Consider the following 25,012-nt stretch of genomic DNA (forward strand, 5'->3'; position numbering starts at 1 on the left):
ACGGCCACCGGAGGGGCGCTCGTCACGGCGGTCGCGGCCCTGGTAGCCACCGGAGGACGGGCGCTCGTCGCGGCGCTCGAAGGAACGGCCGCCGGTGGGACGGTCGCCGCCGGAGCGGAAACCACCGGAGGACGGACGGTCGTCACGACGCTCGAACGAACGGCCACCGGTCGGGCGGTCGCCGCCGGAGCGGAAACCACCGGACGGACGGTCGTCACGACGCTCGAACGAACGGCCACCGGAGGGGCGCTCGTCACGGCGGTCGCGGCCCTGGTAGCCACCGGAGCCCTGACGGTCGTCACGACGGCCGTAGTTGCCCCGGTCGTCACGGCGCTGCGGCTCGGGCTGGACCGGAATGGCCGCGATCCGGACTGCCTCGGCAGCCGCGGCCTCGGCGATCTCCAGGGCCTTGGCGGCGACGGCCTCTTCCGGGTCCTCGCCACGCTCGCGGGCCGAGCGCATGGTGAGGCGGTCGGCCTCCTCGCGCAGCTCGGTGGCCCGGCGCTGCAGCTTCTCCAGCTCGCGGGTCATCTCGGCGACCTCACGCTCGGCCTGCGCCGCGGCGTTCTGTACGGAGTCGGCCTGGACGTCGGTCATCGAGCGGGCGCCGGTGATCGTGGCGACCTCCTCGTCGAAGACGCCCGAGCCGCCGATGATGTGGCGCGAGGCGTCGACGCCCGCGTCCTCCATCAGACGGAAGATGGTCTTGCGCTGGTGCGGAAGCGCCAGCGACACGACCGTGCCGGACTCACCGGCACGGGCGGTACGGCCCGAGCGGTGCAGGTAGTCCTTGTGGTCGGCGGCCGGGTCGACGTTCAGCACCAGGCCGACGCCGTCCACGTGGATACCGCGCGCGGCCACGTCGGTCGCGACGAGGACGTTGACGAGACCGCCCTTGAAGTCCTCCAGCACGCGGGTACGCGCGCCCTGCGTCATACCGCCGTGCAGCGCGTCGGCCTTGACGCCCGACTCGAGGAGCTGCTCGGCGACGCGGTCGGCACCCATCTGGGTACGGACGAAGATGATCGTGCGGCCCTTGCGGGCTGCGATGGCGGCCGTGACCGGCGCCTTGTCCTTCGGCTTCACGACGAGCACGTGGTGGGTCATGGTGGTGACCGCGCCCTGCGCCGCGTCGACCTCGTGCGTGACCGGGTCCTTCAGGTAGCGCTTGACCAGCGAGTCGATCTCGTTCTCCAGGGTGGCGGAGAACAGCAGACGCTGGCCGCCGACCGGAACCTGGTCGAGGATCTCGGTGACCTCGGGCAGGAAGCCCATGTCGGCCATCTGGTCGGCCTCGTCGAGGACCGCGATCTGGATCTTGTCGAGCGAAGCGGCGCCACGGTTCATCAGGTCGCGCAGCCGGCCCGGGGTGGCGACGAGGATGTCGACACCGCGCTCCAGCGCGTAGATCTGGTTGGACATCGAGGTACCGCCGCAGACGACCTTCATCTTGAGGCCGAGAACGTCGCCGTACGGCTGCAGCGCGTCGGCGACCTGCATGGCGAGCTCACGGGTCGGCGTCAGGATGATGCCGCGCGGGCGCTTCTTCTCGGTGTGGCCGCCGGCGAGCAGCGACAGCAGCGGCAGGCCGAAGGAGAGCGTCTTGCCGGAGCCGGTACGGCCACGGCCGAGGATGTCCTTGCCGGCCAGGGCGTCCGGGATGGTCGCGGCCTGGATCGGGAACGGCTTGGTGACGCCGTTCTGCGCGAGCTTGCGGACGATGCCCTCGGCGAGACCCAGTTCTCCGAAGGTGACGCCGGTGTATTCCTCTTCCTCGGCCTCTTCGGCCTCGGCGGAAACCTCTTCGGCGGAAGCGTCGTCACCGGCGACTACGGCCTCGGCGGCCGCGTCGTCCTCGGTGACGGTGAAGTCGGTGGTGGTGTCGGCCTCGACGGCGTCGGTCTCGGTGGACTCGACGGCGGTGATCTCGGCCGTGGTGTCGATCGTGGTGTCGTCAGCCACGGAGTCGTCCATGGGCATGGCGGTACGGTCGGCGGTGTTAATGGGCATGCTAAAGCTGAACCTCTCGGAGACTCGGCACGCGCCAGCTCCGGGGTTCGCATACAACCGCCTCAATGCGGTCAGCAGCCTGGAGAAAAGGAACGCGCCACGCGGCGCTCTTCGGATTCGGCGCCGGGCATTAGGATCAAACGATCTACCAGCATACGCATCTCCGGCCCGATTGACCAATCGGGCCGGGAGCACGCTGCTAGGCCACCTACTTTACACCGGATACGGCGGATTCACCGGGGCCGGCGAGTGATGCCGGTTACACCGGATGCACTGGATGCGCTGGATGCGCTGGATGCGCTGGATGCGCTGGATGCGCTGGATGGGCCGGTTACGCCGCTGGGGCCGATTCGACGGGTGACTCCGACGGCGAGGCGGGCGTCGACGCGGGCGGAGCCGGAGGCTCGGTGGTCGCCGAAACCGTGGCGGAAGGCGTGGGGCTGGACGCCGGCGTGGTGGGGGTGGCACCGCCCGGCCCGGCGGACGGCTTGCCCGCTCCCGGGGACGGTGCCGGCTTCACGGCGGCGGGGGCACCGCCCACCGGCGGCACCCCGCCGGCGGAGGCGGACGCGGACGGCGACCCGTTCGGCTTGGCCTTGTGCCCGCCCGGCACCACCCTGGTGCCGTCCGGCAGCGTTCCATCGGGCCCCGCGCCGACCCGCGCCGACGGTGAGACCCCCTGCGGCCGCGGATCGTCCCGCGAGTCCCCGGTGCTCATACAGCCGGCCGTCAGCAGGACGGCGGTGGCGGCGAGTAGGGCTCCGGCGGTCCGCGCGGCGGCGCGGGAGGAGGAAGGGGGCACGTGCATGCACCTCGGGGAGTCAGGACGCGGCGGGCAGGGTCTCTGGTGCCCAACGCCCGTGCCACCCCCCAGGACACGCCCGGCCCGTCACGTCACCCCATGGCCGAGCGCGTGCGGCCCGCCCGTCACCTCACCCGTAGCCGAGCGCGTGCAGCCGCTCGTCGTCGATGCCGAAGTGGTGGGCGATCTCGTGAACGACCGTCACCTCGGTCTCCGCGACCACGTCCGCGCGGTTGTCGCACATCCGCAGCGTCGGCCCCCGGTAGATCGTGATCCGGTCCGGCAGGACCCCGGCGTACCACTCACCGCGCTCGGTCAGGGGTGTCCCCTCATAGAGGCCGAGCAGATCGGGGTCCTTGGGGTCGGGCTCGTCCTCGACGAATACGGCGACGTTGTCCATCAGCCGTGTCAGCTCGGCCGGAATCCGGTCGAGCGCTTCGCCGACCAGTTCCTCGAACTCCTCACGCGTCATCTCCAGCACCCGCCCATTGTCGGTCATGGGCGGCACTTTCCCCCGGCGTACGGCTCACTTCCGGGCGCCCCCTCGGCCCACCCTTCACCCCACCCCTCACCCCACCCCGCACCCGGCCCCGACCGCCCCCGCGACCGGCCGGTAAACCGTTTTGGCGATACCCGGCGGCATCCCATATGCTTCTCTCGTCCCCGACGGCGCCGACAAGCGCCCAAGGCGGGCCAATTAGCCCTCATCGTCTAGTGGCCCAGGACGCCGCCCTTTCAAGGCGGTAGCACGGGTTCGAATCCCGTTGGGGGTACGCTTTACCGTGTGTGAGACTCGTCTTACACATAGCTAGGTCCTGTGGAGCAGTTTGGAGTGCTCGCCACCCTGTCAAGGTGGAGGCCGCGGGTTCAAATCCCGTCAGGACCGCTGCGGCTGGGTAGCTCAGTTGGTACGAGCGACCGCCTGAAAAGCGGTAGGTCGCCGGTTCGACCCCGGCCCCAGCCACCGCACGACGAAGGCCCCGTCTCCGGACGGGGCCTTCGTCGTTCCCCAGCAGAACTTCCCCAGCAGAACTCCTCCGCTCGGAACTCCCCCGCCCAGCTCTTCGCCGGTGTCCGATGCGTCACACTCCCCCGCACCGGAGCCCCGCCCCGCACCCCCGTCGATCCCCCGCCATTCAGGCCCGGATTCAACGACTTTTGGCGGATCTCCCGCCCCGGCCGCGCGCCGCTCCCGGTCCGGTACGGGTCGAGCCCCGCTGGCACCGCGGCGAAATGATTCGCGGACTCTTCCGGCCGGGTGAGATCCTGGGGGCCGTATGTCTACGCAGCCTGCTTCCGCCTCCAGTGCCGCCGGCCAGCCCGGCCCCGCCACCCTCGCCGACCTGGGATCCCGTCTCTCCGCACTGTCGCTCCGCGACGAAGTGCGGCTCGGCCGCCGTCTTGAAGGCGCCCGCCGGATCCGCAAGACCGAAGCCCGCGCGGCGGTGCTGGCGGAGATCGCCGGCCAGATCGAGCAGGGCGAGGCGCGTGTGGAACGCCGGCGCGCCGCCGTGCCGAAGATCAGCTACCCCGAGCAGCTGCCGGTCAGCCAGAAGAAGGACGAGATCCTGGCGGCCGTCCGCGATCACCAGGTCGTGATCGTCGCGGGTGAGACCGGCTCGGGCAAGACCACCCAGATCCCCAAGATCTGTCTGGAACTGGGGCGCGGGGTGCGGGGCCTGATCGGCCATACGCAGCCCCGCCGGATCGCCGCCCGTACCGTCGCGGACCGGATCGCGGAGGAGCTGGACACCCCGCTCGGCGAGGCCGTCGGCTGGAAGGTCCGCTTCACCGACCAGGTCGGCGACCGCACCCTGGTCAAGCTGATGACCGACGGCATCATGCTCGCGGAGATCCAGACCGACCGCGAGCTGCTGCAGTACGACACGATCATCATCGACGAGGCGCACGAGCGCAGCCTCAACATCGACTTCATCCTGGGCTACCTCGCCCAACTGCTCCCCCGCCGCCCCGACCTCAAGGTGATCATCACCTCGGCCACCATCGACCCGGCGCGCTTCTCCCGGCACTTCGGGGACGCCCCGGTCGTCGAGGTGAGCGGGCGGACGTTCCCCGTGGAGGTCCGCTACCGGCCGCTGCTCGCCGAAGAGGGCGATGACGACGACCGCGACCAGGTCACCGCGATCTGCGACGCGGCGGAGGAGCTCCAGCGCGAGGGCCCGGGCGACATCCTGGTCTTCCTCTCCGGCGAACGGGAGATCCGCGACACCGCGGACGCCCTCAACAAGCTGAACCTGCGCTCCACCGAGGTGCTGCCGCTGTACGCGCGGCTCTCCTCGGCCGAGCAGCACCGGGTGTTCCAGAAGCACGCCGGCCGCCGCATCGTGCTGGCCACGAACGTCGCCGAGACGTCCCTGACCGTGCCCGGCATCCGGTACGTGATCGACCCGGGCAATGCCCGTATCTCCCGCTACAGCCACCGCACCAAGGTCCAGCGGCTGCCGATCGAGGCGATCTCGCAGGCCAGCGCCAACCAGCGCAAGGGCCGTTGCGGGCGTACCTCGGACGGCATCTGCGTACGGCTGTACTCCGAGGAGGACTTCGAGTCCCGCCCGGAGTTCACCGACGCGGAGATCCTGCGCACCAACCTTGCGTCCGTCATCCTCCAGATGACGGCGGCCGGGCTGGGCGACATCGCCAAGTTCCCCTTCATCGACCCGCCGGACAGCCGTCACATCAAGGACGGCGTCCAGCTCCTGGAGGAGCTCGGCGCGCTCGACCCGAAGGAGAAGGACCACCAGAAGCGGCTGACGCCGCTGGGCCGCAAGCTGGCCCAGCTGCCGGTCGACCCGCGGCTCGCCAGGATGGTGCTGGAGGCCGACCGCAACGGCTGTGTCCGTGAGGTCATGGTGATCGCGGCAGCGCTGTCGATCCAGGACCCGCGTGAGCGGCCCGCGGAGAAGAAGCAGCAGTCGGACGAGAAGCACCGCCGGTTCGCCGACGAGACCAGCGACTTCCTGGCGTATCTGAACCTGTGGCGCTATGTGCGCGAGCAGCAGAAGGAGCTGTCGTCCTCGGCCTTCCGCCGGATGTGCCGGTCGGAGTTCCTGAACTATCTGCGGATCCGCGAGTGGCAGGACATCTACAGCCAGCTGCGCTCGGTCGCCAAGACCATGGGCATCCATCTGGAGGAGAAGGAGAGCGACGCCGCTCCCGACTCGCAGCGGCTGCACACCTCGCTCCTCGCCGGGCTGCTGTCGCACCTCGGGCTGAAGGACACCGACAAGAACGAGTATCTGGGCGCCCGCAGCGCCAAGTTCGCGATCTTCCCCGGTTCGGCGCTGTTCAAGAAGCCGCCGCGCTGGATCATGTCGGCCGAGCTGGTGGAGACCTCGCGGCTGTGGGCGCGGGTCAACGCGAAGATCGAGCCGGAGTGGGTCGAGCCGCTCGCGCAGCACCTGGTGAAGCGCACCTACAGCGAGCCCCACTGGGAAAAAGATCAAGCCGCGGTGATGGCGTTCGAGCGGGTGACGCTGTACGGCGTGCCGATCGTCGCGCAGCGCAAGGTGAATTACGGACGGATCGACGCAGAGGTCTCGCGGGATCTGTTCATCCGTAACGCGCTGGTCGAGGGCGACTGGCGCACCCATCACCAGTTCTTCCACGACAACCGCAAGCTGCTCGGTGAGGTCGAGGAGCTCGAACACCGGGCCCGCCGCCGGGACATCATGGTCGACGACGAGACGCTCTTCGACTTCTACGATCAGAAGCTGCCACAAGACGTCGTATCCGGCGCCCACTTCGACTCCTGGTGGAAGCAGAAGCGCCGGGACGAACCCGAACTGCTCAACTTCGAGCAGTCGATGCTGATCAACGAGGCGGCCCAGACCGTCACCAAGGACGACTACCCGGACTCCTGGCGCCAGGGCCGGCTCAAGTTCAAGGTGACGTACCAGTTCGAGCCGGGCGCGGACGCGGACGGCGTGACCGTCCACATCCCGCTCCAGGTGCTCAACCAGGTCGTCCCCGACGGCTTCGACTGGCAGATCCCGGGCCTGCGCGAAGAGGTCGTCACCGAACTGATCCGGTCGCTCCCCAAGCCGATCCGCCGGCACTACGTCCCCGCGCCGAACTACGCGAAGGCGTTCCTGGACCGGGTGGTGCCCGTCCAGGAGCCGCTGCCCGACACCCTCGCCCGCGAGCTGCAGCGGATGGTCGGCGTCCGGATGGACGTCGAGGACTTCGACCTCGGCAAGGTCCCCGACCACCTCAAGATCACCTTCCGGGTGACCGACGAGCGCGGCCGCAAGCTCGCCGAGGACAAGGACCTGGAGGCGCTCACGCTGCGGCTGAAGCCGAAGACGCGTGAGGTGATCTCCAAGGCCGCCGACGCCATCGGCATCGAGCAGCGCACCGGCCTGACGCAGTGGACCATCGGGAGCCTGCCGCGCACCTTCGAGACCCGGCGCGGCGGTCAGCCCGTGAAGGCGTTCCCCGCGCTGGTCGACGAGGGCGCGAGCGTCGCCGTGCGGCTCTTCGACACCGAGGCCGAGCAGAGCGCGGCGATGTGGCGCGGCACCCGCCGGCTGATCCTGCTCAACATCCCCTCGAACCCGTCGAAGTTCGCGCAGGGCCAGCTGAACAACGAGGCCAAGCTGGCGCTCTCGCGCAATCCGCACGGCAGCATCCAGGCGCTCTTCGACGACTGTGTGACCGCCGCCGCCGACAAGCTGATCGCCGACCACGGCGGGCCGGCCTGGGACGAGGAATCGTTCCGCAAGCTCTTCGACAAGGTGCGCACCGACCTGGTCGACGTGACCGTGAAGACGGTGGCCCGGGTCCAGCAGGTGCTGGCCGCCTGGCAGGCCTGTGAGCGCCGTCTGAAGGGCACCACGAGCCTGGTACTGGTCGCCAACCTCACGGACGTCAGGGAGCAGCTGGCGGCCCTCGTGCCGGCCGGCTTCGTCACGGCCACCGGGCTGCGGCGGCTCCCGGACCTCATGCGGTACCTGGTGGCGGTCGACCGCCGGCTCCAGCAGATGCCCACGAACGTCCAGCGGGACACCATGCGCATGGAGAAGGTGCTGGAGATCCAGCGCGAGTACGCGGAGCTGCTGGCGTCCCGGCCGGCCGGGCGCCCGGTTCCGGACAAGGTTCGGGACATTCGCTGGCTGATCGAGGAGCTACGGGTGAGCTACTTCGCGCACGCGCTGGGCACCTCGCAGCCGGTCTCCGACAAGCGGATCTTCAAGGTGCTGGACGAGGCCTGGGGCTGACGGCTCCGGGTGCGGGGGCCGGCGCGGGCCGGTCCCGGGGGACGGTCCGCGAGGGGCCGTTGGCCGGTCCGCGGCCGTGCCGCCGAACGGGTTCGACCCCACCCCCTGACCTGCTGTACAGTCTCTCTCGCAGCGCAGGAAGGTTCAGCGCGGCAAAGCCTGGTCCTGTGGAGCAGTTTGGAGTGCTCGCCACCCTGTCAAGGTGGAGGCCGCGGGTTCAAATCCCGTCAGGACCGCATCATCGAAAGGCCCGGATCCCTTGTGGATCCGGGCCTTTCGCGTTGCCGGCGGCCCGTGCCGCTCCCCGTGCCCCGCCCGGCGGCCGGGGCTGTGCGCCGTCTTGACGGGTCCTGGCGGCCGCCGGTACGCCTTCGGTATGACGCCGACTCCCAGGCACGAGACGAGGGCGCTCCTGCGCGCCCACCTGGCGGCCGCTTCAGGGACCAGGCACCTCACCCGACACTGCGTCACCTGCCACCGCCTGCTGCGGCTTGCGCTTCTGAAGCCCGATTCCCCATTACCGCAAGGATCTGAGCAGCCACAAGACCCGTGCATGTGACGGGCGTCACCCAAAGATTTCCAAGACGTGGGGAACTCGACCCCCTTCTGGGGGGTGTCAATTTAATATGTGCAATTGCACCTGTGCCCGATCTGCCCGCGATGCGCATCGGTCGGCACCGACAGGTCCGCGCAAGATGCCCACAAGACTCCACAGCAGACCCCACAGAGGCGCGCGTACGGCCGGCCGCGCCGCCCGGCGCAACTGCCCGCGAAAGCCCCGCAACGTCCCGCAACGCCCCCTCAGTGGCCTCGTGGCGCCCCCCAAGGGCCCCTGGGAGCACAAAAAAGATCGCATCGGACCCGGCGGAGTCCGATGCGACCTTCTGTGTCCTTGTGGCGTCCCCGATGGGGGCAGGGAGCCCGTGGAGCTGGTGGAGCAGGTGACTTATGGGGTGGGGGCCCCATAAGACGGCCCTAAAGGGCATGTAAGGGCTAGTCAGGCCTCGCTGCGCTGCTGCGGAATGCCCGCCAGAAGTGCGCGGACCTCCGCCTCGCGGTAGCGGCGGTGCCCGCCGAGCGTGCGGATGGACGTGAGCTTCCCAGCCTTGGCCCACCGTGTGACCGTCTTCGGGTCCACGCGGAACATCGTGGCGACCTCAGCGGGGGTCAGCAGCGGCTCGGCATCAGGGGTGCGAGCGGTCATGAGCGGCCTCCTCGAGAGAACCGAACCAGCGCGGTTCTTCCTCTAAATTCTGCACCTTGACCCGTGTTGCCCGAAATGGCGGACGCGGGCCGAGTCGGTAATAGGACGAACGGCTTGTCCTCGGCACTACAACTACACCATCCGTCCAGCCTCGTCGGCCAAACCGATGGAATTGCCCTCTCAGGGGTTCAAGCTCTACGGAAGCCGATGGACCATGCCATAACGGACAGTCACTCCAGAGTGACGATCAGTCACAGCTGGATCACCAGCCCCATCCCCACCCTCAAGATATGCAATACCGGACAACCCGCCCATTGCTGGACGGAATAAGCTCTTCCAGGACTCGTTGTCCCATATTGGCACGACCGGTAGGGATGTCCGCAAGAGTCCAGTTACGTGCTCTCCGTCACGCTTGAGCCAATGGCCCGGATCGGGACCAACGTCCCCGGCCCTCCGGCGGCGCGTCGGCAGCCGCCGGCGTCAGCTCGCGAACTGCAGTTCGCGGATGGTCCGCCAGCGCTCGGTGAGCCGCTCGTACGCCTCGGAGGCGGCCGCTCCCGACCCGTCCTTGAGCGCGGCCAGACCCTCGGCCACATCGGCGGCCGACCGGTCCTCCGCGAGATCCGCCTCGGGGATCGCGTGCACCAGGCCGCCGTAGTCCAGCTCGACCATGGAACGCGGGTGGAACTCCTCGAGCCAGCGGCCCACGTCGATCAGGCCGTCGATCAGCGGGCCTTCCTCCAGCGCGTCCTTGAGCACCCGCAGCCCGCGCGCCACCCGGCGGCGGGCCTGCACCATCGGCGTCCGGTACCGCATCAGCGGCTCCTTGGACTCGCCGAGCCCGGCCGGCTCGTACTCCCGCTCGTCATCGCCGAACAGGGCGAACCAGCGGACCGGTACGTGCCAGGTCGCTGAGCGGATCCACGGCCGGGCGTCCGGGTTGCGCTCCCGCCATGCCTCGTGGTCCGCCTCGGCCTGCGCGCGCACCACGGCGGGCAGCACGGCGTCCAGCACGATCTCCGGAAGCTGCTCGGAGAGGGCGTCCAGCGCCAGCCAGCCGCGCAGCCGGGTACGCCAGGGGCAGATGTGCGTCACGCCGTTGACGACGGCCACGAAGGCGTCGCGGCTCTCGTGCACCGGGACGGCCACCGGCGGGACCGGCAGCAGGTCGGCCAGCGACTGCCGCAGCTCGTCCTGTGCGGTCCGCACCTCGCCCGCGGCCGCATACCGGTACCAGTGGGTGCGTTCGGGCTCGGGGAACGCCGCCAGCGGCTCGTAGACCCGCAGATACGCCGCGTACGGGACCAGCACCGACGACAAGCCCACACCCGCTCCCTCGTGACCGGCTCTCACCCGAATCGTCCCACGCTCCGGCCCGCGGTGGGGGTGATCCACAGCACTGTGCCCGTCCGGGGGGCCGGCGCCGGCCGAGGGGTCCTCCGGAATGTCGTTCCGCACAGCTCCGGAACACCCTCGTCCACTTTTTTCCGCGCTCTTTCCGCGTTCCCTCAGAGTGCCTTCCGGCGGCCGCGGCCCGCTACGGCGCGGCCCGGAGCGGTGCTCGGGAGGACGTACCGTGCGCAGCGGAGGCCGTTGGCGATCACCCGGCCGGGCCCTACGGCCGTACGGGCCGCCTGCGGGCAATACGCTTGCGCCAACCGGCCCTCCCCACCCGCACGGAGGGCAACCTCTGGACTGCAGGAGTCACCACCGTGACCGACGTTCTTCAGACTTCCAGCGTCGTCTCCAAACTGTTCCGGTCGGAACAGGGCGGACACGAGCAAGTCGTCTTCTGCCAGGACCGTGCCAGCGGCCTCAAGGCCGTCATCGCGCTCCACTCCACCGCTCTGGGCCCGGCCCTCGGCGGTACCCGCTTCTACGACTACGCGACCGACGAAGAGGCCGCGCTCGACGCCCTCAACCTCTCCCGCGGCATGTCGTACAAGAACGCTCTGGCCGGCCTCGACCACGGTGGCGGCAAGGCCGTGATCATCGGTGATCCGGAAGCGATCAAGAGCGAAGAACTCCTGCTCGCCTACGGCCGTTTCGTGGCCTCGCTCGGCGGCCGTTACGTCACCGCCTGCGATGTCGGCACCTACGTGGCCGACATGGACGTCGTCGCCCGCGAGAACCGCTGGACGACCGGCCGCTCCCCCGAGAACGGCGGCGCCGGCGACTCCTCCGTGCTGACCGCCTTCGGTGTCTTCCAGGGCATGCGGGCCGCCGCCCGCAGCCAGTGGGGCGAGCCCACGCTGCGCGGCCGCCGGGTCGGCATCGCCGGCGTCGGCAAGGTCGGCCACCACCTGGTGGAGCACCTGATCGAGGACGGTGCCGAGGTCGTGATCACCGACGTCCGCGCCGACGCCGTCGACCGGATCCGCGCCCGCCACCCGCAGATCAGCGCCGTCTCCGACGCCGATGTCCTGATCCGGACCCCGCTCGACGTCTACGCGCCCTGCGCGCTCGGCGGCGCGCTGAACGACGAGACCGTGCCGGCCCTCACCGCCACCATCGTGTGCGGCGCGGCCAACAACCAGCTCGCCCACCCGGGCGTCGAGAAGGACCTCGCCGACCGCGGGATCCTCTACGCGCCCGACTACGTGGTGAACGCCGGTGGCGTGATCCAGGTCGCGGATGAGCTGCACGGCTTCGACTTCGACCGGGCCAAGGCCAAGGCGACGAAGATTTTCGACACCACCGCCGCCATTTTCGACCGCGCGCGGACCGACGGCATTCCGCCGGCCGCCGCCGCGGACCGGCTCGCCGAGCAGCGCATCGCGGACCGGACCCCGGCCGCCGACTGGCTGCGTCCCGAGGCAGGCTGATTTCAGCCACTTACCCGCCGGTCACCCGCCGCTCACCTGGTGTGCGGCGGGCGGCCGCCTGTCCGAGGGCAGGCGACCGCCCGGTGATCTCCCCCGGAACGGCCCGGTGGTCCACCCGCTGACGCGGTGGGTGACCGAACGCACGACGCGATAGCAAGTTCGCGCTAGAACCGGGTAAAATCACGGCTGACCAGCCAGGACAGGGCCCACTTCGGCTCCCGCTCCGACGCGCGTCGTGCGGGCGACGTACCGTGCGGCTCCGGAAGCAGGTACCGTTGAGGGCCTACGGACCGGTCCCTCCCCGGAGAGACCGCTCCGATTCATGAACGCGTGTCAAGACTCGGGGCCATCGAGCCCCGCCGTTGAGGGGGTCGAGCCATGGGGCGCGGCCGGGCCAAGGCCAAGCAGACGAAGGTCGCCCGCCAGCTGAAGTACAACAGCGGCGGTACAGATCTGACACGTCTGGCCGACGAGCTGGGCGCATCGTCACCACTTCCGGTACTTCCGCCGGAGCCTGTTGTGGACGATGACGACGAGAACGACGACGACGATCCGTACGCACAGTACGCGAGTCGTTACAACGATGATGACGACGACGAGGACTCCGAGCCCTCGCCGCAACGTCGTCACTCTTGACGCTGCACTTCTACAGACCCGGTCCGGGGCCCGCCCCGGACCGGGTTTCGTCATGGCCCATGGTGCCTAGGGCCTGTCCGCTGGACAGACCCCAGGCGCCCGGACCTGGCTACTTCGCGTAGTCGCCGGTCAGGGTCACGGCCTCGGCGTGGTCACCGCGTTCGACGACCTCGCCACTCACCCATGCCTCCACACCGCGGTCGGCGAGAGTGGCGAGCGCCACATCCACCGAGTCCTGCGGCACGACGGCGATCATGCCGACGCCCATGTTCAGCGTCTTCTCCAGCTCCAGCCGCTCCACCCCGCCCAGCTCACCGACGGTGGTGAAGACCGGGTCCGGCCGCCAGGTCGAACGGTCGACGGTGGCGTGCAGGTGGTCCGGGATCACGCGGCCCAGGTTGTTGGCCAGACCGCCGCCGGTGATGTGCGAGAACGCGTGCACCGGGGCGAGCCGGGTGAGCGCCAGGCAGTCCAGCGAGTAGATCTTGGTCGGCTCCAGCAGCTCCTCGCCGAGGGTCCGGCCGAACTCCGGAACGTCCCGGTCCAGCTCCCAGCCGGCCCGGTCGAAGAAGACGTGGCGCACCAGCGAGTACCCGTTGGAGTGAAGTCCCGACGACTCGATCGCGATCACCGCGTCACCCGAACGGATACGATCCGCGCCCAGCACCTCGTCGGCCTCGACCACACCGGTACCGGCGCCCGCGACGTCGAAGTCGTCCGGGCCCAGCAGGCCCGGGTGCTCGGCGGTCTCGCCGCCGACCAGCGCGCAGCCGGCCAGGACACAGCCCTCGGCGATGCCCTTGACGATCGCCGCGACCCGCTCCGGGTAGACCTTGCCGACGCAGATGTAGTCGGTCATGAAGAGCGGCTCGGCGCCGCACACGACCAGGTCGTCCACGACCATGCCGACCAGGTCGTGGCCGATCGTGTCGTAGACGCCCATCCGGCGGGCGATGTCGACCTTCGTGCCGACGCCGTCCGTGGCGGAGGCGAGCAGCGGCCGCTCGTAGCGCTTGAGCGCGGAGGCGTCGAAGAGTCCGGCGAACCCGCCGAGGCCGCCCACGACCTCGGGCCGGGTGGCCTTCTTGACCCACTGCTTCATCAGGCCCACAGCGCGGTCGCCCGCTTCGATGTCCACGCCGGCGGAGGCGTAGCTGGCGCCGGTATTCTCAGGCATGGCTGGGAACTTTCACGTCGTCGAGTAGATGCGGTGCGATCGCCGGGGCGGCGATCAGGGGAGCCGGTTTCACGGGCGCCGGCTCCCGGGGTGGAGCGTCACGGCAGTAGTCCGAGTTTGCCCGACTACGGACGGCGCAGCGCGTCGGCGGCGTCGGTGCCACCGGCCAGCTCGCTCTCCAGGAGCTGCTTGCCGAGCAGCTCCGGGTCGGGCAGATCCATCGGGTAGACACCGTCGAAGCAGGCGCGGCACAGGTTCGGCTTGGCGATCGTCGTCGCCTCGACCATCGCGTCCAGCGAGATGTACGCGAGCGAGTCCGCGCCCAGCGACTTGCCGATCTCCTCGACGGACATGCCGTTGGCGATCAGTTCGGCGCGGGTCGCGAAGTCGATGCCGAAGAAGCACGGCCACTTGACCGGCGGCGACGAGATCCGGATGTGGACCTCGGCGGCCCCCGCCTCACGGAGCATCCGCACCAGCGCGCGCTGGGTGTTGCCGCGGACGATCGAGTCGTCCACGACGATCAGGCGCTTGCCGCGGATGACGTCCTTGAGCGGGTTCAGCTTGAGCCGGATACCCAGCTGCCGGATGGTCTGCGACGGCTGGATGAAGGTCCGGCCGACGTACGAGTTCTTGACCAGGCCGGTGCCGTACGGGATCCCGCTCGCCTCGGCGTAGCCGACGGCGGCCGGCGTGCCGGACTCCGGAGTCGGTATCACCAGATCGGCTTCGACGGGGGCCTCGGCGGCGAGCTTGCGGCCCATCTCCACCCGGGACAGATAGACGTTCCGGCCCGCGATGTCGGTGTCAGGGCGCGCCAGGTACACGTACTCGAAGATGCAGCCCTTGGGCTTGGCCTCCGCGAACCGGGTGGTCCGCAGACCGTTCTCGTCGATCGCGATCAGTTCGCCGGGCTCGATCTCCCGGACGAAGCTGGCACCGCAGATGTCGAGGGCGGCGGACTCCGAGGCGACGACCCAGCCGCGCTCCAGCCGGCCGAGCACCAGCGGGCGGATGCCCTGCGGGTCACGCGCCGCGTACAGCGTGTGCTCGTCCATGAAGACAAGGCTGAAAGCACCCTTGACCAGAGGCAGCACCTTGCCGGCGGCGAGTTCGACGGAGAGCGGCTTGCCGTCCTCGTCGACCTGTCCGGCCAGCAGCGCTGTCACCAGGTCGGTGTCGTTGGTGGCGGCCACCCGCGTGGCCCGGCCATTGCCCTGGGGCAGGTCGGCGACCATCTCGGCGAGCTCCGCCGTGTTGACCAGGTTGCCGTTGTGACCGAGCGCGATCGACCCGTTGGCGGTGGCACGGAAGGTGGGCTGGGCGTTCTCCCACACCGAGGCACCGGTGGTCGAGTAGCGGGCGTGACCGACGGCGATATGGCCGGTCAGAGAGCCGAGGGAGGTCTCGTCGAAGACCTGGGAAACAAGCCCCATGTCCTTGAAGACCAGGATCTGGGAGCCATTACTCACAGCGATGCCCGCGGACTCCTGTCCGCGGTGCTGCAGGGCGTACAGACCGAAATAGGTGAGCTTGGAGACCTCTTCGCCGGGGGCCCAGACACCAAAGACGCCGCAAGCGTCCTGGGGGCCCTTCTCGCCGGGGAGCAGGTCGTGGTTGAGTCGTCCATCACCACGAGGCACACAGCGAGTCTAAGGCAGATTCGACCCGCGTCCGAACGGGCGACGGACCGCGAACCCCGCGATCACGGGTGTGACCACGGGTGTCTCACCGCAGGTGAGGCGAGGATCACGTGCTTTACGGGCCCTGAGCGGACACCGTGTGAGCACCCCACTACGGGGTGGTGGGGACGGGGGTCCTGCGGACCCGCTCAGCCGAGCGCCGGTGGCGGCTCAGCCGATGACCGGGAGACCGGCGGGGTGGCTCAGCCGAGGACCGGGAGACCGGTGGGGTGGCTCAGCCGAGGACCGGGAGATAGGGACCGAGATCGGCCCGCTCCCCGCTCGCCGAGACGGCGGCGGCGTGGAGCGCGGTCTTCCAGTCGGTCCGGCCGGTGGCGAGCCGGATCCACGTCAGGGGATCGGTCTCGACGACGTTCGGCGGCGTGCCCCGGGTGTGCCGGGGCCCCTCCACGCACTGAACGGCCGCATACGGTGGAATGCGGACCTCGACGGAGTTCCCGGGCGCCTTGACCGCCAGCGCGTCGGCCAGCAGCCGGGTGACGGCCGCGACGGCCTGCCGGTCGTGCACCACCTCCACACCGGTGGCGCGCGCCAGATCGTCGCCGTGCACCACCAGCTCCACGAGCCGGGTGACGGTCATGTCCAGCGCCCGCATCGCCCCGAACACATGCGGAACGATCCGGTCCGCCCGGACCGCCTCGTCCAGGAACGGCTCGATCCGCTCGGCGGCCGCGTCGAGCGCGTGCTTGACGTCGGTGATGCCGGCGGCGGTCTCCCGCGTCGAAGCGTCCAGCCGGTCCGCGATGGCGGCGGTGGACACCGCCCACACCGACAACCCGGTGACCGGAGGCACCGGATCCGGCACGGGCTCACCGAGCAGCGACCCGACGGCGTCGATCTGCCGCACGATGTGCGCCACCAGCAGCCGCACATCCCACCCGGGCAGCCCGGAGGGCCTGGTCAGCTGCTCGTCCGTGAGCGATCGCACCGCCGCCCGCACCGCCCCCACCTGTGCGACGAGCGCGGCCCGCGTCCTGGCGGGGTCATAACTACGGGCACGGCGACCGGCTGACGTCATGCCTCCGAGCCTATGGGGCTCCCCCCGGGTTGTCCCCAGGCTTTCACCGCCCGGGGCCCGGCCCCGGACTCAGCCCTGGCGGGGGCGCTCGAAGGTCAGCAGCAGACCCTCGACGGCGCCGGGGCCGATGCGGCCCTTGACGTCGGCCGCGGTGATCGACTTCAGCGCCCAGCCGTCACCGGCGTGCTTGTTGAGCGTCTTCTCCAACTTGTCGCCGTCCAGCGCGTCACCGATCAGCGATTCGCGGAACGAAACAACCTTGTACTCGAACATGGCCCAGCCCCTCGTGCGTACGTACGGAATCCGTCCGCCGCCACCCAACCACGCTCCCGCGGGGTTACGGGGCGGCGGGGGCGGATCCGCCGCCCTTGAGGGTTTCGAGGAAGGCCGCGAAGCGGGCGGGGGTGGTGGAGAGGACGACGCCGGGCGCTTCGCTTTCCCGGAGGAGGACGGTTCCGTTGACGGCGGCCGCCAGCTCTACGCAGTTCTCGCCGCCGGAATCGCTGAACGAGGACTTCTGCCACTGAAGCTGAGACATGTTCGCCGCTCCTAAAGTGCGTAGGCGACGTGCTGGATCAGACCCAGCGAGTCTTTCACCAAGTGGCTTTCCGGCACTGCGCCGGGGTCGATTGGAGCCAGGGCCGCAGCAGCCAACCGTACGAACGTGTCGGCGTAGCTCTCGACGACTGTGTCTCCCCCGAGGAAAACGGTGCGTTCAGCCGGGGTATCGGCCACAACCGTTTCCAGTCCGGGCGCTTGGCCGTGCAAGAGCGAGAAGGAGGTGCTGAAGCTTCTGACCGCCCCGACGTCGAACGGGAGGATCTGCAGCGTCACATTCGGCAGACGTGCGGCCTCGATCAGCCGCATCAGCTGCTCGCGCATGACATCTGGGCCACCGACGGCAATCCTCAGCGCCGCCTCATGGACCACGGCATGCAGTGGAAGCGCGTCATCGCCGATGAGTAGGTGCTGCCGCTCCAGCCGAAACCGCACCGCCGGTTCGATGTCCGGTCGTTGTGCACTGCCGAGAATGGCCCACATGTACCCCTCGGTCTGCAAGAGACCGGGGATGAACAGCGTCTCGTAGCTACAGGCTCGCTTAGCTCCCGCCTCAAGCTCCGCCAGGTCCAGGGCGATCGGCGATACCAACTTGCGGTGCTCGGTCCACCAGCCCTTGCCGGAATCCTCCGCCATGTCGACGAGCGCCTCGACGTAGGGCTCATCCGTGCATCCGTACGCCTCGCACAGCGCGCGGAGCCGCGAAGTGACGATGGAGGTCCGGCCGGCCTCGATGTGGCTGAGGTGGGCCGACCCCATCCCAATCACCTCGCCAGCCTCTTTCGTGACCATGCCGGACCTCTCACGGAGCTTGCATAGTTCAGCACCCAGCCGACGCTGCCGCTCAGTGATGCTGGTGCGCAGTCCCAATGGGGCTCCTTCGAAGAAGTTCGCTCACAGTCTGCACCCGGCCGGTGACCCGGTCCATCACCTTCGACGATTGAGTTGCAATGCTGAACCCAATTCCCCTACCGTCTGTGATGTCGCCATCACAGGGCGCACGCTCGCAGTAGGACGGCAGCGCATCGCTACCCCATGCCCCGGCACGGGAAGGGCGACAGGCCACCGCATGGGGGCGTTTCCCAGAACCGTTCGGAGAGCCGCATGAACGCGAAGGACGAACCCCCTCGAACCCCGCCCGGTGAGGGCGCGGGCGCCGACGACGAGTGGGACTACTCGCTCCAGATCCCGCACGACCTGCGCGGCGCCGGCATCGCGCGCTGCACGCTCAGAGCGGTGCTCAACGCGTACGGGCTGGCGCCGATGATCGAAGTGGCGCAGCTCGTCGCGGCCGAACTCGTCGCGAACGCGCTGGAGCACTCCAGCGGGCCGGTCAGTCTGCGACTGCACTGGCGGGAGAGAAACCTGCGGCTCGGGGTGTGGGACACCAGTCCCGCGAAGCCGGAGTTCCTGACCGTCACGGACGAGGCCGAACACGGGCGCGGCATGTGGCTGGTCACCGGGCTCGCGGCGGCGTGGGGGTGCCACCTGCTCGGGGAGGAGCCCTTCGGGCTCGCGGGGAAGCTCGTGTGGGCGGACATCGCGGCGGGGTCCGCTGCCGCGTAACCGGAACGGGCGGGCGGTGGCTGAGGTCAGAGCAGTGCGAAGTGCTCTTCTGCGGCGCTGCGCACCTTGACCGGGCGGAGGGGAGGCCCCGGCGCTGCGCGCCTGCCAGGGAAGCGGTCCGTTGCGCGGCCCGGCGAGGCGGAGGGATTCCGGTCCGCTGCGCTCCGGGCGGGGTGGAGGGGAGCTGCGGCCGACGAGGCAGCACGGCCCGGCGGGTTGGGGCGCACCCCGCCTCTCGAACTCCGGCCGCTCTCAAAGGGAACGAACTGTGTGGCCGCAGCCCCGGCATGTTGAGTTTTGACCGCCCTTAGTGATCCACATCAACTCAAAAACCACCTCACAGGTCCCACGGAACACCATGTGTCACAGCCACCCCACTTCGCCGGGAGAAGAGCGGATCAGAACGTCAACCGGAGGCGCACCGCACGGCCCACCACCCCGCCCGGGGCGCGAAGCGAACCCGGCCCCCTGCGAAGGCCCCTCAAACGCCCCACCCCCAGGGCACCTCCGGCCGCGACCGGCCCACCACCCGCCAAGGGGAGCGCAGCGGACCGCCTCGCTGGCAGGCGCGCAGCGCCGGGCCTCCCCCTCCGCCCGGTCAAGGTGCGCAGCGCCGCAGAGGAGCACTCCGTATCTGACCTCAGCCACCCACCCGCCGTGCCACGAAGAACCGCCGGAGCAATACGCACTGCCGTCGCCAGCAGGCACGCCCTTCCCCACCCCTTCGTTCTCTCCCCACGCACAGACCGAGCCGCGCCGTCCGGGTCTCAACCAGTCGTTCGTGGCCCGGGTTCAGGCTCTGGAGTGCTTTTCCTTCGGGGTAACGTCGCCGAAAATCGTGCGGCGAGCTGAGCGTGACCGGTACAACCTTGGAGTCCGAGGCTCCTCACGGAGGCGACGGTTCCTCCCGCTCCGACGATTCTGGCTGGCGTACCGTGGCTCGTGCGACCCGAGGAGACGACCATGAGTACGCAGCCCGAGCACCCTGGCGGAGAGCTGATCCCCAGGCCCGAGCGAACCCCTGACGCTCTACGGGTCGCCCTCGCCCGGATCGCACCGCACCGGCTGGAGGAGATGGAGCGCCAGAAGAACGAAGCGTTCTCCATGGCTGCCCAGCACGACGCGCTCGGCCCTATTCGGATGTGGCTGCTGATCTGGTCAGGCGAAGTCGAAATCGAGCGTCGCCCGGACCTCTCCGAGCGGCGGCGCAAGGCGGAGCGAGCGGCTCAGACTCTCCCCAGAGAAGATCCAGCCTGGCGTGCGGCCATGGACGAAATCGTCGCCTTGACCGAAGAGGCACGCGCGGCAGTGGCCGGATGAATTGGTGCTGGGAGTACGACCCGAACGAAGAACACGTCATCGGTGGGGCACCGCCCGCCCTGGTTGCCGCCGTGGAAAAGCACTCGGTATCGCTCTGACCTCAGCCCCTACCGGCCCCCAACAGGTCCCCGCTCCTCCCCGGCCCCGGCGGCGCCCCCGCCTCGACGAACCACTCTCTCCCCAACACCAGTCCGAAGATCGGTGCCGGGAGGCGGATCAGTAGGCGGAACAGTGCCGACGAGCGGCCTTTGCCCTCTCCCGCTTGGGATCGGTGGGCGGCGAGGGCGGCGCGCTTTTGCTGGGCGTAGGGGCGGACGTTGATGCTGTGGGTGATCGCCGCTCGCGGGGTGAAGGACGTGCGCATCACCTCCGGGTCGTAGCGGACCGGCACCCGGAGGAGGCGCAGCGCACGGAACACCCGGTCGATGGGCTCGCGCGGCAGCGTCGCCTCCAGGACGCGGGTGCCCGTCAACCGGGCCGCCCGCGCGCCCACTTCGTGGACCCGGACGTGGTCGCGGTGGCCGTAGCCGCCCTGGGCGTCGTAGCTGAGCAGGACGTCGGCCCGCTCCTCACTCAACAGCTCCGCGAGCTTCGACGCGGCCTCGTCCACGTCCGCGCGGGCGAAGCGCACGCGGTCCGGTGGGTCCGGGAACAGCAGTGGGCCGTGGCCGCTGTCGGCGTATCCGAGGTGCACCACGCGGGCGACGCCCAGCAGCGCGGCGCTCGCCCGCAGTTCGTCCAGGCGCAGGGTGCCGTCCGGGCGGGTCGCCTCGCCCATGATCCCGTCGCAGGCGACGGCCACGACCACCCGGTGACCCTCCGCGGCCAGCCGCGCCAGCGTGCCGCCGGTGAGCAGCACCTCGTCGTCCGGATGGGCATGGAACGCGAGAATCGTCGTCATCCCGGCCATCCTGACAGGCCCTGGCAGGCGCCGGCAGGCATGCGAACGGCTCGGCCCCGGCTCCTCGGAAGAGGAGCCGGGGCCGAGCCGAGAGGCGGTCTCAGGCCAGCAGAGCCGGGATCGTCGCCTCGTGCGCCTGCTTCAGCTCACTCAGCGGGATCGTGAACTGGTCCTGGATCTCGATCGTCTCGCCGTCCACGACACCGATGCGCGCGGCCGGGAGGCCTCGCGCGCCGCACATGTCGTTGAAGCGGAGCTCCTCGCTGCGCGGGACGGCGACGACCGCGCGGCCGGCCGACTCGCTGAAGAGGAAGACGAACGGGTCGAGGTCGTCCGGGACGACGATCCGGGCGCCCTTGCCGCCGCGCAGGCACGACTCGGTGACGGCCTGGATGAGGCCACCGTCCGAGAGGTCGTGCGCTGCGTCGATCATGCCGTCGCGGGAGCCGGCGATGAGGATCTCGCCGAGCAGCCGCTCGCGCTCCAGGTCCACCGCGGGCGGCAGGCCGCCGAGGTGGCTGTGGACGACCTCGGACCAGGCGGAGCCGCCCAGTTCTTCCTTGGTGTCACCGAGGAGGTACAGGAGCTGGCCCTCTTCCGCGAACGCCATCGGCGTACGGCGGTTGACGTCGTCGATGACGCCGAGCACCGCGACCACGGGGGTCGGGTGGATGGCGACGTCACCGGTCTGGTTGTAGAGCGAGACGTTGCCGCCGGTGACCGGGGTGCCCAGGATCAGACAGCCGTCGGCCAGACCGCGGGTGGCCTCGGCGAACTGCCACATGACGTCCGGGTCCTCGGGGGAACCGAAGTTGAGGCAGTCCGAGATGGCGAGCGGCTTGGCGCCGGTGGCGGCGACGTTGCGGTACGCCTCCGCCAGCGCGAGCTGCGCGCCGGTGTACGGGTCGAGCTTGGTGAAGCGGCCGTTGCCGTCGGTGGCGATGGCGACGCCGAGGTTGGTGTCCTCGTCGATGCGGACCATGCCCGAGTCCTCGGGGTGCGACAGCACCGTGTTGCCCTGCACGAACCGGTCGTACTGGTCCGTGATCCAGGACTTCGACGCCTGGTTCGGCGACGAGACGAGGGCCAGCACCTGGCGGCGCAGTTCGTCACCGCCCGCCGGGCGGGCGAGCTTGTTCGCGTCGTCGGCCTGGAGGGCGTCCTGCCAGGACGGACGGGCGTACGGGCGGTCGTAGACCGGGCCCTCGTGGGCGACGGTGCGCGGCGGGACGTCGACGATCTGCTCGCCGTGCCAGAAGATCTCCAGCCGCTCGCCGTCGGTGACCTCACCGATGACGGTGGCGATGACGTCCCACTTCTCGCAGATCTCGAGGAAGCGCGCGACCTTGCCGGGCTCGACGATCGCGCACATGCGCTCCTGGGACTCACTCATGAGGATTTCCTCGGGCGAGAGGGAGGAGTCGCGCAGGTGGACGGTGTCGAGTTCGACGCGCATGCCGCCGGAGCCGGCCGAGGCCAGCTCGGAGGTGGCGCAGGACAGGCCCGCGCCGCCGAGGTCCTGGATGCCGTCGACGAGGTCGGCCTTGAAGATCTCCAGGGTGCACTCGATGAGGAGCTTCTCCTGGAACGGGTCGCCGACCTGGACGGCGGGGCGCTTGCTGGGCTTGGCGTCGTCGAAGGTCTCCGAGGCGAGGACCGAGACGCCGCCGATGCCGTCGCCGCCGGTGCGGGCGCCGTAGAGGATGACCTTGTTGCCGGCGCCGGACGCCTTGGCGAGGTGGATGTCCTCGTGCTTCATGACGCCGACGCAGAGCGCGTTGACGAGCGGGTTGCCCTGGTAGCAGGCGTCGAAGACGACCTCGCCACCGATGTTCGGCAGGCCCAGACAGTTGCCGTAGCTGCCGATGCCGGACACGACGCCGGGCAGTACGCGCTTGGTGTCGGGGTGGTCCGCGGCACCGAAGCGCAGCGGGTCCATGACCGCGACCGGCCGGGCACCCATCGCGAGGATGTCGCGGACGATGCCGCCGATGCCGGTGGCCGCGCCCTGGTGGGGCTCGATGTACGAGGGGTGGTTGTGCGACTCGACCTTGAAGGTGACCGCGTAGCCCTGGCCGACGTCGACGACGCCGGCGTTCTCGCCGATGCCGACGAGCATGGCGTCGTTCTCGGGGGCCTTCTCGCCGAACTGCTTCAGGTGGACCTTGCTGCTCTTGTACGAGCAGTGCTCGGACCACATGACGGAGTACATCGCGAGTTCGGCGCCGGTCGGGCGGCGGCCGAGGATCTCGCGGATGCGCGCGTACTCGTCGGGCTTGAGGCCGAGTTCAGCCCAGGGCTGGTCGGCCTCGGGGGTCTTTTCGGCGTTCGTGACGGTATCGAGGGTCATGCGGTGACCAGCTTCTTCAGGATCGAGGTGAAGAATCCCAGACCGTCGGTGCGACCGGTGCCGATCAGCGGCTCGACGGCGTGCTCGGGGTGCGGCATGAGGCCGACGACGTTTCCCGCGGCGTTGGAGATGCCGGCGATGTCGCGCAGCGAGCCGTTGGGATTGACGTCGAGGTAGCGGAAGACCACGCGGCCCTCGGCTTCCAGTTCGTCCAGCGTCCGCTCGTCGGCCACATAGCGGCCGTCGATGTTCTTCAGCGGGATGGAGATCTCCTGGCCGGCCGAGTAATCGGCGGTCCAGGCGGTGTCCGCGTTCTCCACCCGCAGCTTCTGGTCGCGGCAGATGAAGTGCAGGTGGTTGTTGCGGAGCATCGCGCCGGGCAGCAGGTGCGATTCGGTCAGCACCTGGAAGCCGTTGCAGATGCCGAGGACCGGAAGACCGTCCCTGGCGCCCGCGATGACCGACTCCATGACGGGGGAGAAGCGCGAGATCGCGCCGGCCCGCAGGTAGTCGCCGTAGGAGAAACCGCCGGGCAGGACGACCGCGTCGACCTGGTGGAGGTCCTTGTCGCGGTGCCACAGCGGCACCGGCTCGGCACCGGCGACGCGGATCGCGCGCTGGGTGTCGCGGTCGTCGAGCGTTCCGGGGAAGGTGACGACGCCGACGCGTGCGGTCACGACTCCACCTTCACGGAGAAGTCCTCGATGACGGTGTTGGCAAGGAAGGTTTCGGCCATCTCCCGGATGCGGGCGAGGGCGGCGTCGTCGACCGGCCCCTCGACCTCGAGTTCAAAGCGCTTTCCCTGGCGGACGTCCGCGATCCCTTCGAACCCGAGACGCGGCAGTGCACGGTGCACCGCCTGGCCCTGGGGGTCGAGGATCTCCGGCTTGAGCATGACGTCGACTACGACGCGTGCCACTGGCACTCCCGGTGTTGTGGTGGTGCGTGAAGTGACTTCAGCGTACCCGTCGCAAAAATCTACGCGGGTAGATATCCTGTTCTCCGCCGGTTGACGCTCATCACGTTTAAGTATCGGCCGTGCGATTCTCTAGGGGATGCGTTTCAAGAAACGTAGGGTCCCGATTGCGACGGGACACGCGGAGGAATAATCCTCCGGCTTCCCGACGTAATGCATGGCATCGTACAAATGAAAACTTATTGTCCCCGACTTGTCGGCTTCATCGCATCGACCCAGCTCAGCCGCAGATCAGTCGTTGATCAGTGGTAGCCAGGAGGCCGGCAGAAGCCGATTCCGCACGAAAGGACCGACACCCATGGCGCAGCGCGTAGTGGTCAGCCTCTCCGACGATCTCGACGGCGGCGAGGCAGCGGAGACGATCGTTTTCGGGATCGACGGAAAGTCCTTCGAGATCGACCTGTCGGCGGTCAATGCCGACAAGCTGCGGAGCGCCCTGTCGCCGTATGTCGGCGCCGGCCGGAAGCACGCCCGCTCGGGAAAGGTCTACAAGCGCACGGCCGTCGCGCCCGACCCGGCCGCGGTGCGCGCGTGGGCCCGGTCCAACGGCTTCGACGTGCCGCCGCGCGGCCGCATCCCGAAGAAGGTCTACGAGGCGTTCAACGAAGCGAGTTGAGCCGGAGGGCGTCCGTCCGTGATCTTGCGCCCTACCGACTGGACAGGCACCCCCTGTGTTCCGCTACTGTTTGGAGCACGCCGAGGGCAGGGTCGAAAGACCAGGTCGTCGAT

At 69.5% G+C, this 25,012-nt stretch carries 22 protein-coding genes and 4 tRNA genes; 11 read left to right on the plus strand and 15 right to left on the minus strand.

The features are described 5' to 3' along the window. The 3 genes from C6N31_RS29720 to C6N31_RS29730 all read right to left on the minus strand — a co-directional run. Window positions 1-2,010: DEAD/DEAH box helicase (locus tag C6N31_RS29720; RefSeq protein WP_232485818.1), on the minus strand; the 2,010-nt coding region annotated here is incomplete at its 3' end. Window positions 2,011-2,341: 331 nt separating this feature from the next. Next, entirely contained in the window at window positions 2,342-2,812 is a 471-nt protein-coding gene (locus tag C6N31_RS29725; protein ID WP_138355810.1) for a hypothetical protein, read from the minus strand. A gap of 130 nt (window positions 2,813-2,942) precedes the next feature. Further along, window positions 2,943-3,293, minus strand: coding sequence for a metallopeptidase family protein (locus C6N31_RS29730; RefSeq protein WP_187145304.1), 351 nt, complete (start codon window positions 3,291-3,293; stop codon window positions 2,943-2,945). A gap of 219 nt (window positions 3,294-3,512) precedes the next feature. Between C6N31_RS29730 and C6N31_RS29735 the strand changes: the two genes are divergently transcribed. The 6 genes from C6N31_RS29735 (at window position 3,513) to C6N31_RS44295 (ending at window position 8,608) form a co-directional block, all read left to right on the plus strand. After that, window positions 3,513-3,585: transfer RNA gene (locus tag C6N31_RS29735), tRNA-Glu, on the plus strand. Between the two features lie 38 nt (window positions 3,586-3,623). Continuing rightward, a tRNA-Asp gene (locus tag C6N31_RS29740) sits at window positions 3,624-3,698 on the plus strand. Between the two features lie 4 nt (window positions 3,699-3,702). Further along, a tRNA-Phe gene (locus tag C6N31_RS29745) sits at window positions 3,703-3,776 on the plus strand. A 313-nt stretch (window positions 3,777-4,089) separates the two neighbouring features. Then, a complete protein-coding gene (gene hrpA, locus C6N31_RS29750; RefSeq protein ID WP_198358594.1) occupies window positions 4,090-8,049 on the plus strand; it encodes an ATP-dependent RNA helicase HrpA in 3,960 nt (1,319 codons plus the stop codon). Window positions 8,050-8,210: 161 nt separating this feature from the next. Continuing rightward, window positions 8,211-8,285 (plus strand) — tRNA-Asp (locus C6N31_RS29755). A 140-nt stretch (window positions 8,286-8,425) separates the two neighbouring features. Beyond that, a complete protein-coding gene (locus C6N31_RS44295) occupies window positions 8,426-8,608 on the plus strand; it encodes a DUF6274 family protein (protein ID WP_232485820.1) in 183 nt (60 codons plus the stop codon). Between the two features lie 438 nt (window positions 8,609-9,046). Here C6N31_RS44295 and bldC read toward each other — a convergent pair whose 3' ends face one another. Together bldC and C6N31_RS29765 are read right to left on the minus strand one after the other, a co-directional pair. Continuing rightward, window positions 9,047-9,253, minus strand: coding sequence for a developmental transcriptional regulator BldC (gene bldC / locus C6N31_RS29760; protein ID WP_003949541.1), 207 nt, complete (start codon window positions 9,251-9,253; stop codon window positions 9,047-9,049). Between the two features lie 480 nt (window positions 9,254-9,733). Then, window positions 9,734-10,579 carry a DUF8083 family protein gene (locus C6N31_RS29765; protein WP_138355814.1) on the minus strand — a complete coding sequence of 282 codons (846 nt, stop codon included), beginning with the start codon at window positions 10,577-10,579 and terminating at the stop codon, window positions 9,734-9,736. 386 nt (window positions 10,580-10,965) lie between these two features. On the opposite strand from C6N31_RS29765, the gene C6N31_RS29770 reads away from it, so the two are divergent. Together C6N31_RS29770 and C6N31_RS29775 are read left to right on the plus strand one after the other, a co-directional pair. Continuing rightward, entirely contained in the window at window positions 10,966-12,078 is a 1,113-nt protein-coding gene (locus tag C6N31_RS29770; RefSeq protein ID WP_138355815.1) for a Leu/Phe/Val dehydrogenase, read from the plus strand. 378 nt (window positions 12,079-12,456) lie between these two features. Continuing rightward, window positions 12,457-12,714, plus strand: a complete 258-nt coding sequence (locus tag C6N31_RS29775) for a DUF3073 domain-containing protein (protein ID WP_138355816.1) — start codon at window positions 12,457-12,459, stop codon at window positions 12,712-12,714. 109 nt (window positions 12,715-12,823) lie between these two features. On the opposite strand, the gene purM is transcribed toward C6N31_RS29775, so the two are convergent. The 6 genes from purM to C6N31_RS29805 all read right to left on the minus strand — a co-directional run bounded on the left by purM (window position 12,824) and on the right by C6N31_RS29805 (window position 18,040). After that, complete coding sequence (gene purM / locus C6N31_RS29780; RefSeq protein WP_138355817.1) at window positions 12,824-13,891, minus strand: phosphoribosylformylglycinamidine cyclo-ligase; 1,068 nt, start codon at window positions 13,889-13,891, stop codon at window positions 12,824-12,826. A gap of 125 nt (window positions 13,892-14,016) precedes the next feature. After that, window positions 14,017-15,534, minus strand: a complete 1,518-nt coding sequence (purF, locus tag C6N31_RS29785) for an amidophosphoribosyltransferase (RefSeq protein WP_138355818.1) — start codon at window positions 15,532-15,534, stop codon at window positions 14,017-14,019. A gap of 274 nt (window positions 15,535-15,808) precedes the next feature. Next, window positions 15,809-16,612 carry a maleylpyruvate isomerase family mycothiol-dependent enzyme gene (locus C6N31_RS29790; RefSeq protein ID WP_138355819.1) on the minus strand — a complete coding sequence of 268 codons (804 nt, stop codon included), beginning with the start codon at window positions 16,610-16,612 and terminating at the stop codon, window positions 15,809-15,811. A gap of 69 nt (window positions 16,613-16,681) precedes the next feature. After that, entirely contained in the window at window positions 16,682-16,885 is a 204-nt protein-coding gene (locus C6N31_RS29795) for a DUF4177 domain-containing protein (protein WP_138355820.1), read from the minus strand. Between the two features lie 64 nt (window positions 16,886-16,949). Beyond that, window positions 16,950-17,150, minus strand: coding sequence for a DUF397 domain-containing protein (locus C6N31_RS29800; RefSeq protein ID WP_138355821.1), 201 nt, complete (start codon window positions 17,148-17,150; stop codon window positions 16,950-16,952). Between the two features lie 11 nt (window positions 17,151-17,161). Then, a complete protein-coding gene (locus tag C6N31_RS29805; protein ID WP_198358595.1) occupies window positions 17,162-18,040 on the minus strand; it encodes a helix-turn-helix domain-containing protein in 879 nt (292 codons plus the stop codon). Window positions 18,041-18,274: 234 nt separating this feature from the next. On the opposite strand from C6N31_RS29805, the gene C6N31_RS29810 reads away from it, so the two are divergent. Further along, on the plus strand, window positions 18,275-18,736 hold the full coding sequence (locus C6N31_RS29810) for an ATP-binding protein (protein WP_138355823.1): 462 nt from the start codon (window positions 18,275-18,277) through the stop codon (window positions 18,734-18,736). A 963-nt stretch (window positions 18,737-19,699) separates the two neighbouring features. Further along, on the plus strand, window positions 19,700-20,056 hold the full coding sequence (locus C6N31_RS29815) for a hypothetical protein (RefSeq protein ID WP_138355824.1): 357 nt from the start codon (window positions 19,700-19,702) through the stop codon (window positions 20,054-20,056). A gap of 100 nt (window positions 20,057-20,156) precedes the next feature. Here the strand turns inward: C6N31_RS29815 and C6N31_RS29820 are convergent, their stop codons facing one another. From C6N31_RS29820 to purS, 4 genes are all read right to left on the minus strand, one after another. Continuing rightward, window positions 20,157-20,957, minus strand: coding sequence for a PIG-L deacetylase family protein (locus C6N31_RS29820; protein ID WP_138355825.1), 801 nt, complete (start codon window positions 20,955-20,957; stop codon window positions 20,157-20,159). Window positions 20,958-21,057: 100 nt separating this feature from the next. Next, on the minus strand, window positions 21,058-23,307 hold the full coding sequence (purL, locus tag C6N31_RS29825) for a phosphoribosylformylglycinamidine synthase subunit PurL (protein WP_138355826.1): 2,250 nt from the start codon (window positions 23,305-23,307) through the stop codon (window positions 21,058-21,060). After that, entirely contained in the window at window positions 23,304-23,984 is a 681-nt protein-coding gene (gene purQ / locus C6N31_RS29830) for a phosphoribosylformylglycinamidine synthase subunit PurQ (RefSeq protein ID WP_138355827.1), read from the minus strand. The genes purL and purQ overlap by 4 nt, the downstream gene beginning before the upstream one ends. Then, complete coding sequence (gene purS, locus C6N31_RS29835) at window positions 23,981-24,226, minus strand: phosphoribosylformylglycinamidine synthase subunit PurS (protein WP_138355828.1); 246 nt, start codon at window positions 24,224-24,226, stop codon at window positions 23,981-23,983. The genes purQ and purS overlap by 4 nt, the downstream gene beginning before the upstream one ends. A gap of 355 nt (window positions 24,227-24,581) precedes the next feature. Here purS and C6N31_RS29840 point away from each other — a divergent pair, with 355 nt between their 5' ends. Continuing rightward, window positions 24,582-24,899, plus strand: coding sequence for a histone-like nucleoid-structuring protein Lsr2 (locus C6N31_RS29840; protein WP_138355829.1), 318 nt, complete (start codon window positions 24,582-24,584; stop codon window positions 24,897-24,899). Window positions 24,900-25,012 lie beyond the last annotated feature (113 nt).

Origin of the sequence: Streptomyces fildesensis, assembly GCF_016107395.1 — a bacterium.
GTDB lineage: Bacteria > Actinomycetota > Actinomycetes > Streptomycetales > Streptomycetaceae > Actinacidiphila > Actinacidiphila fildesensis.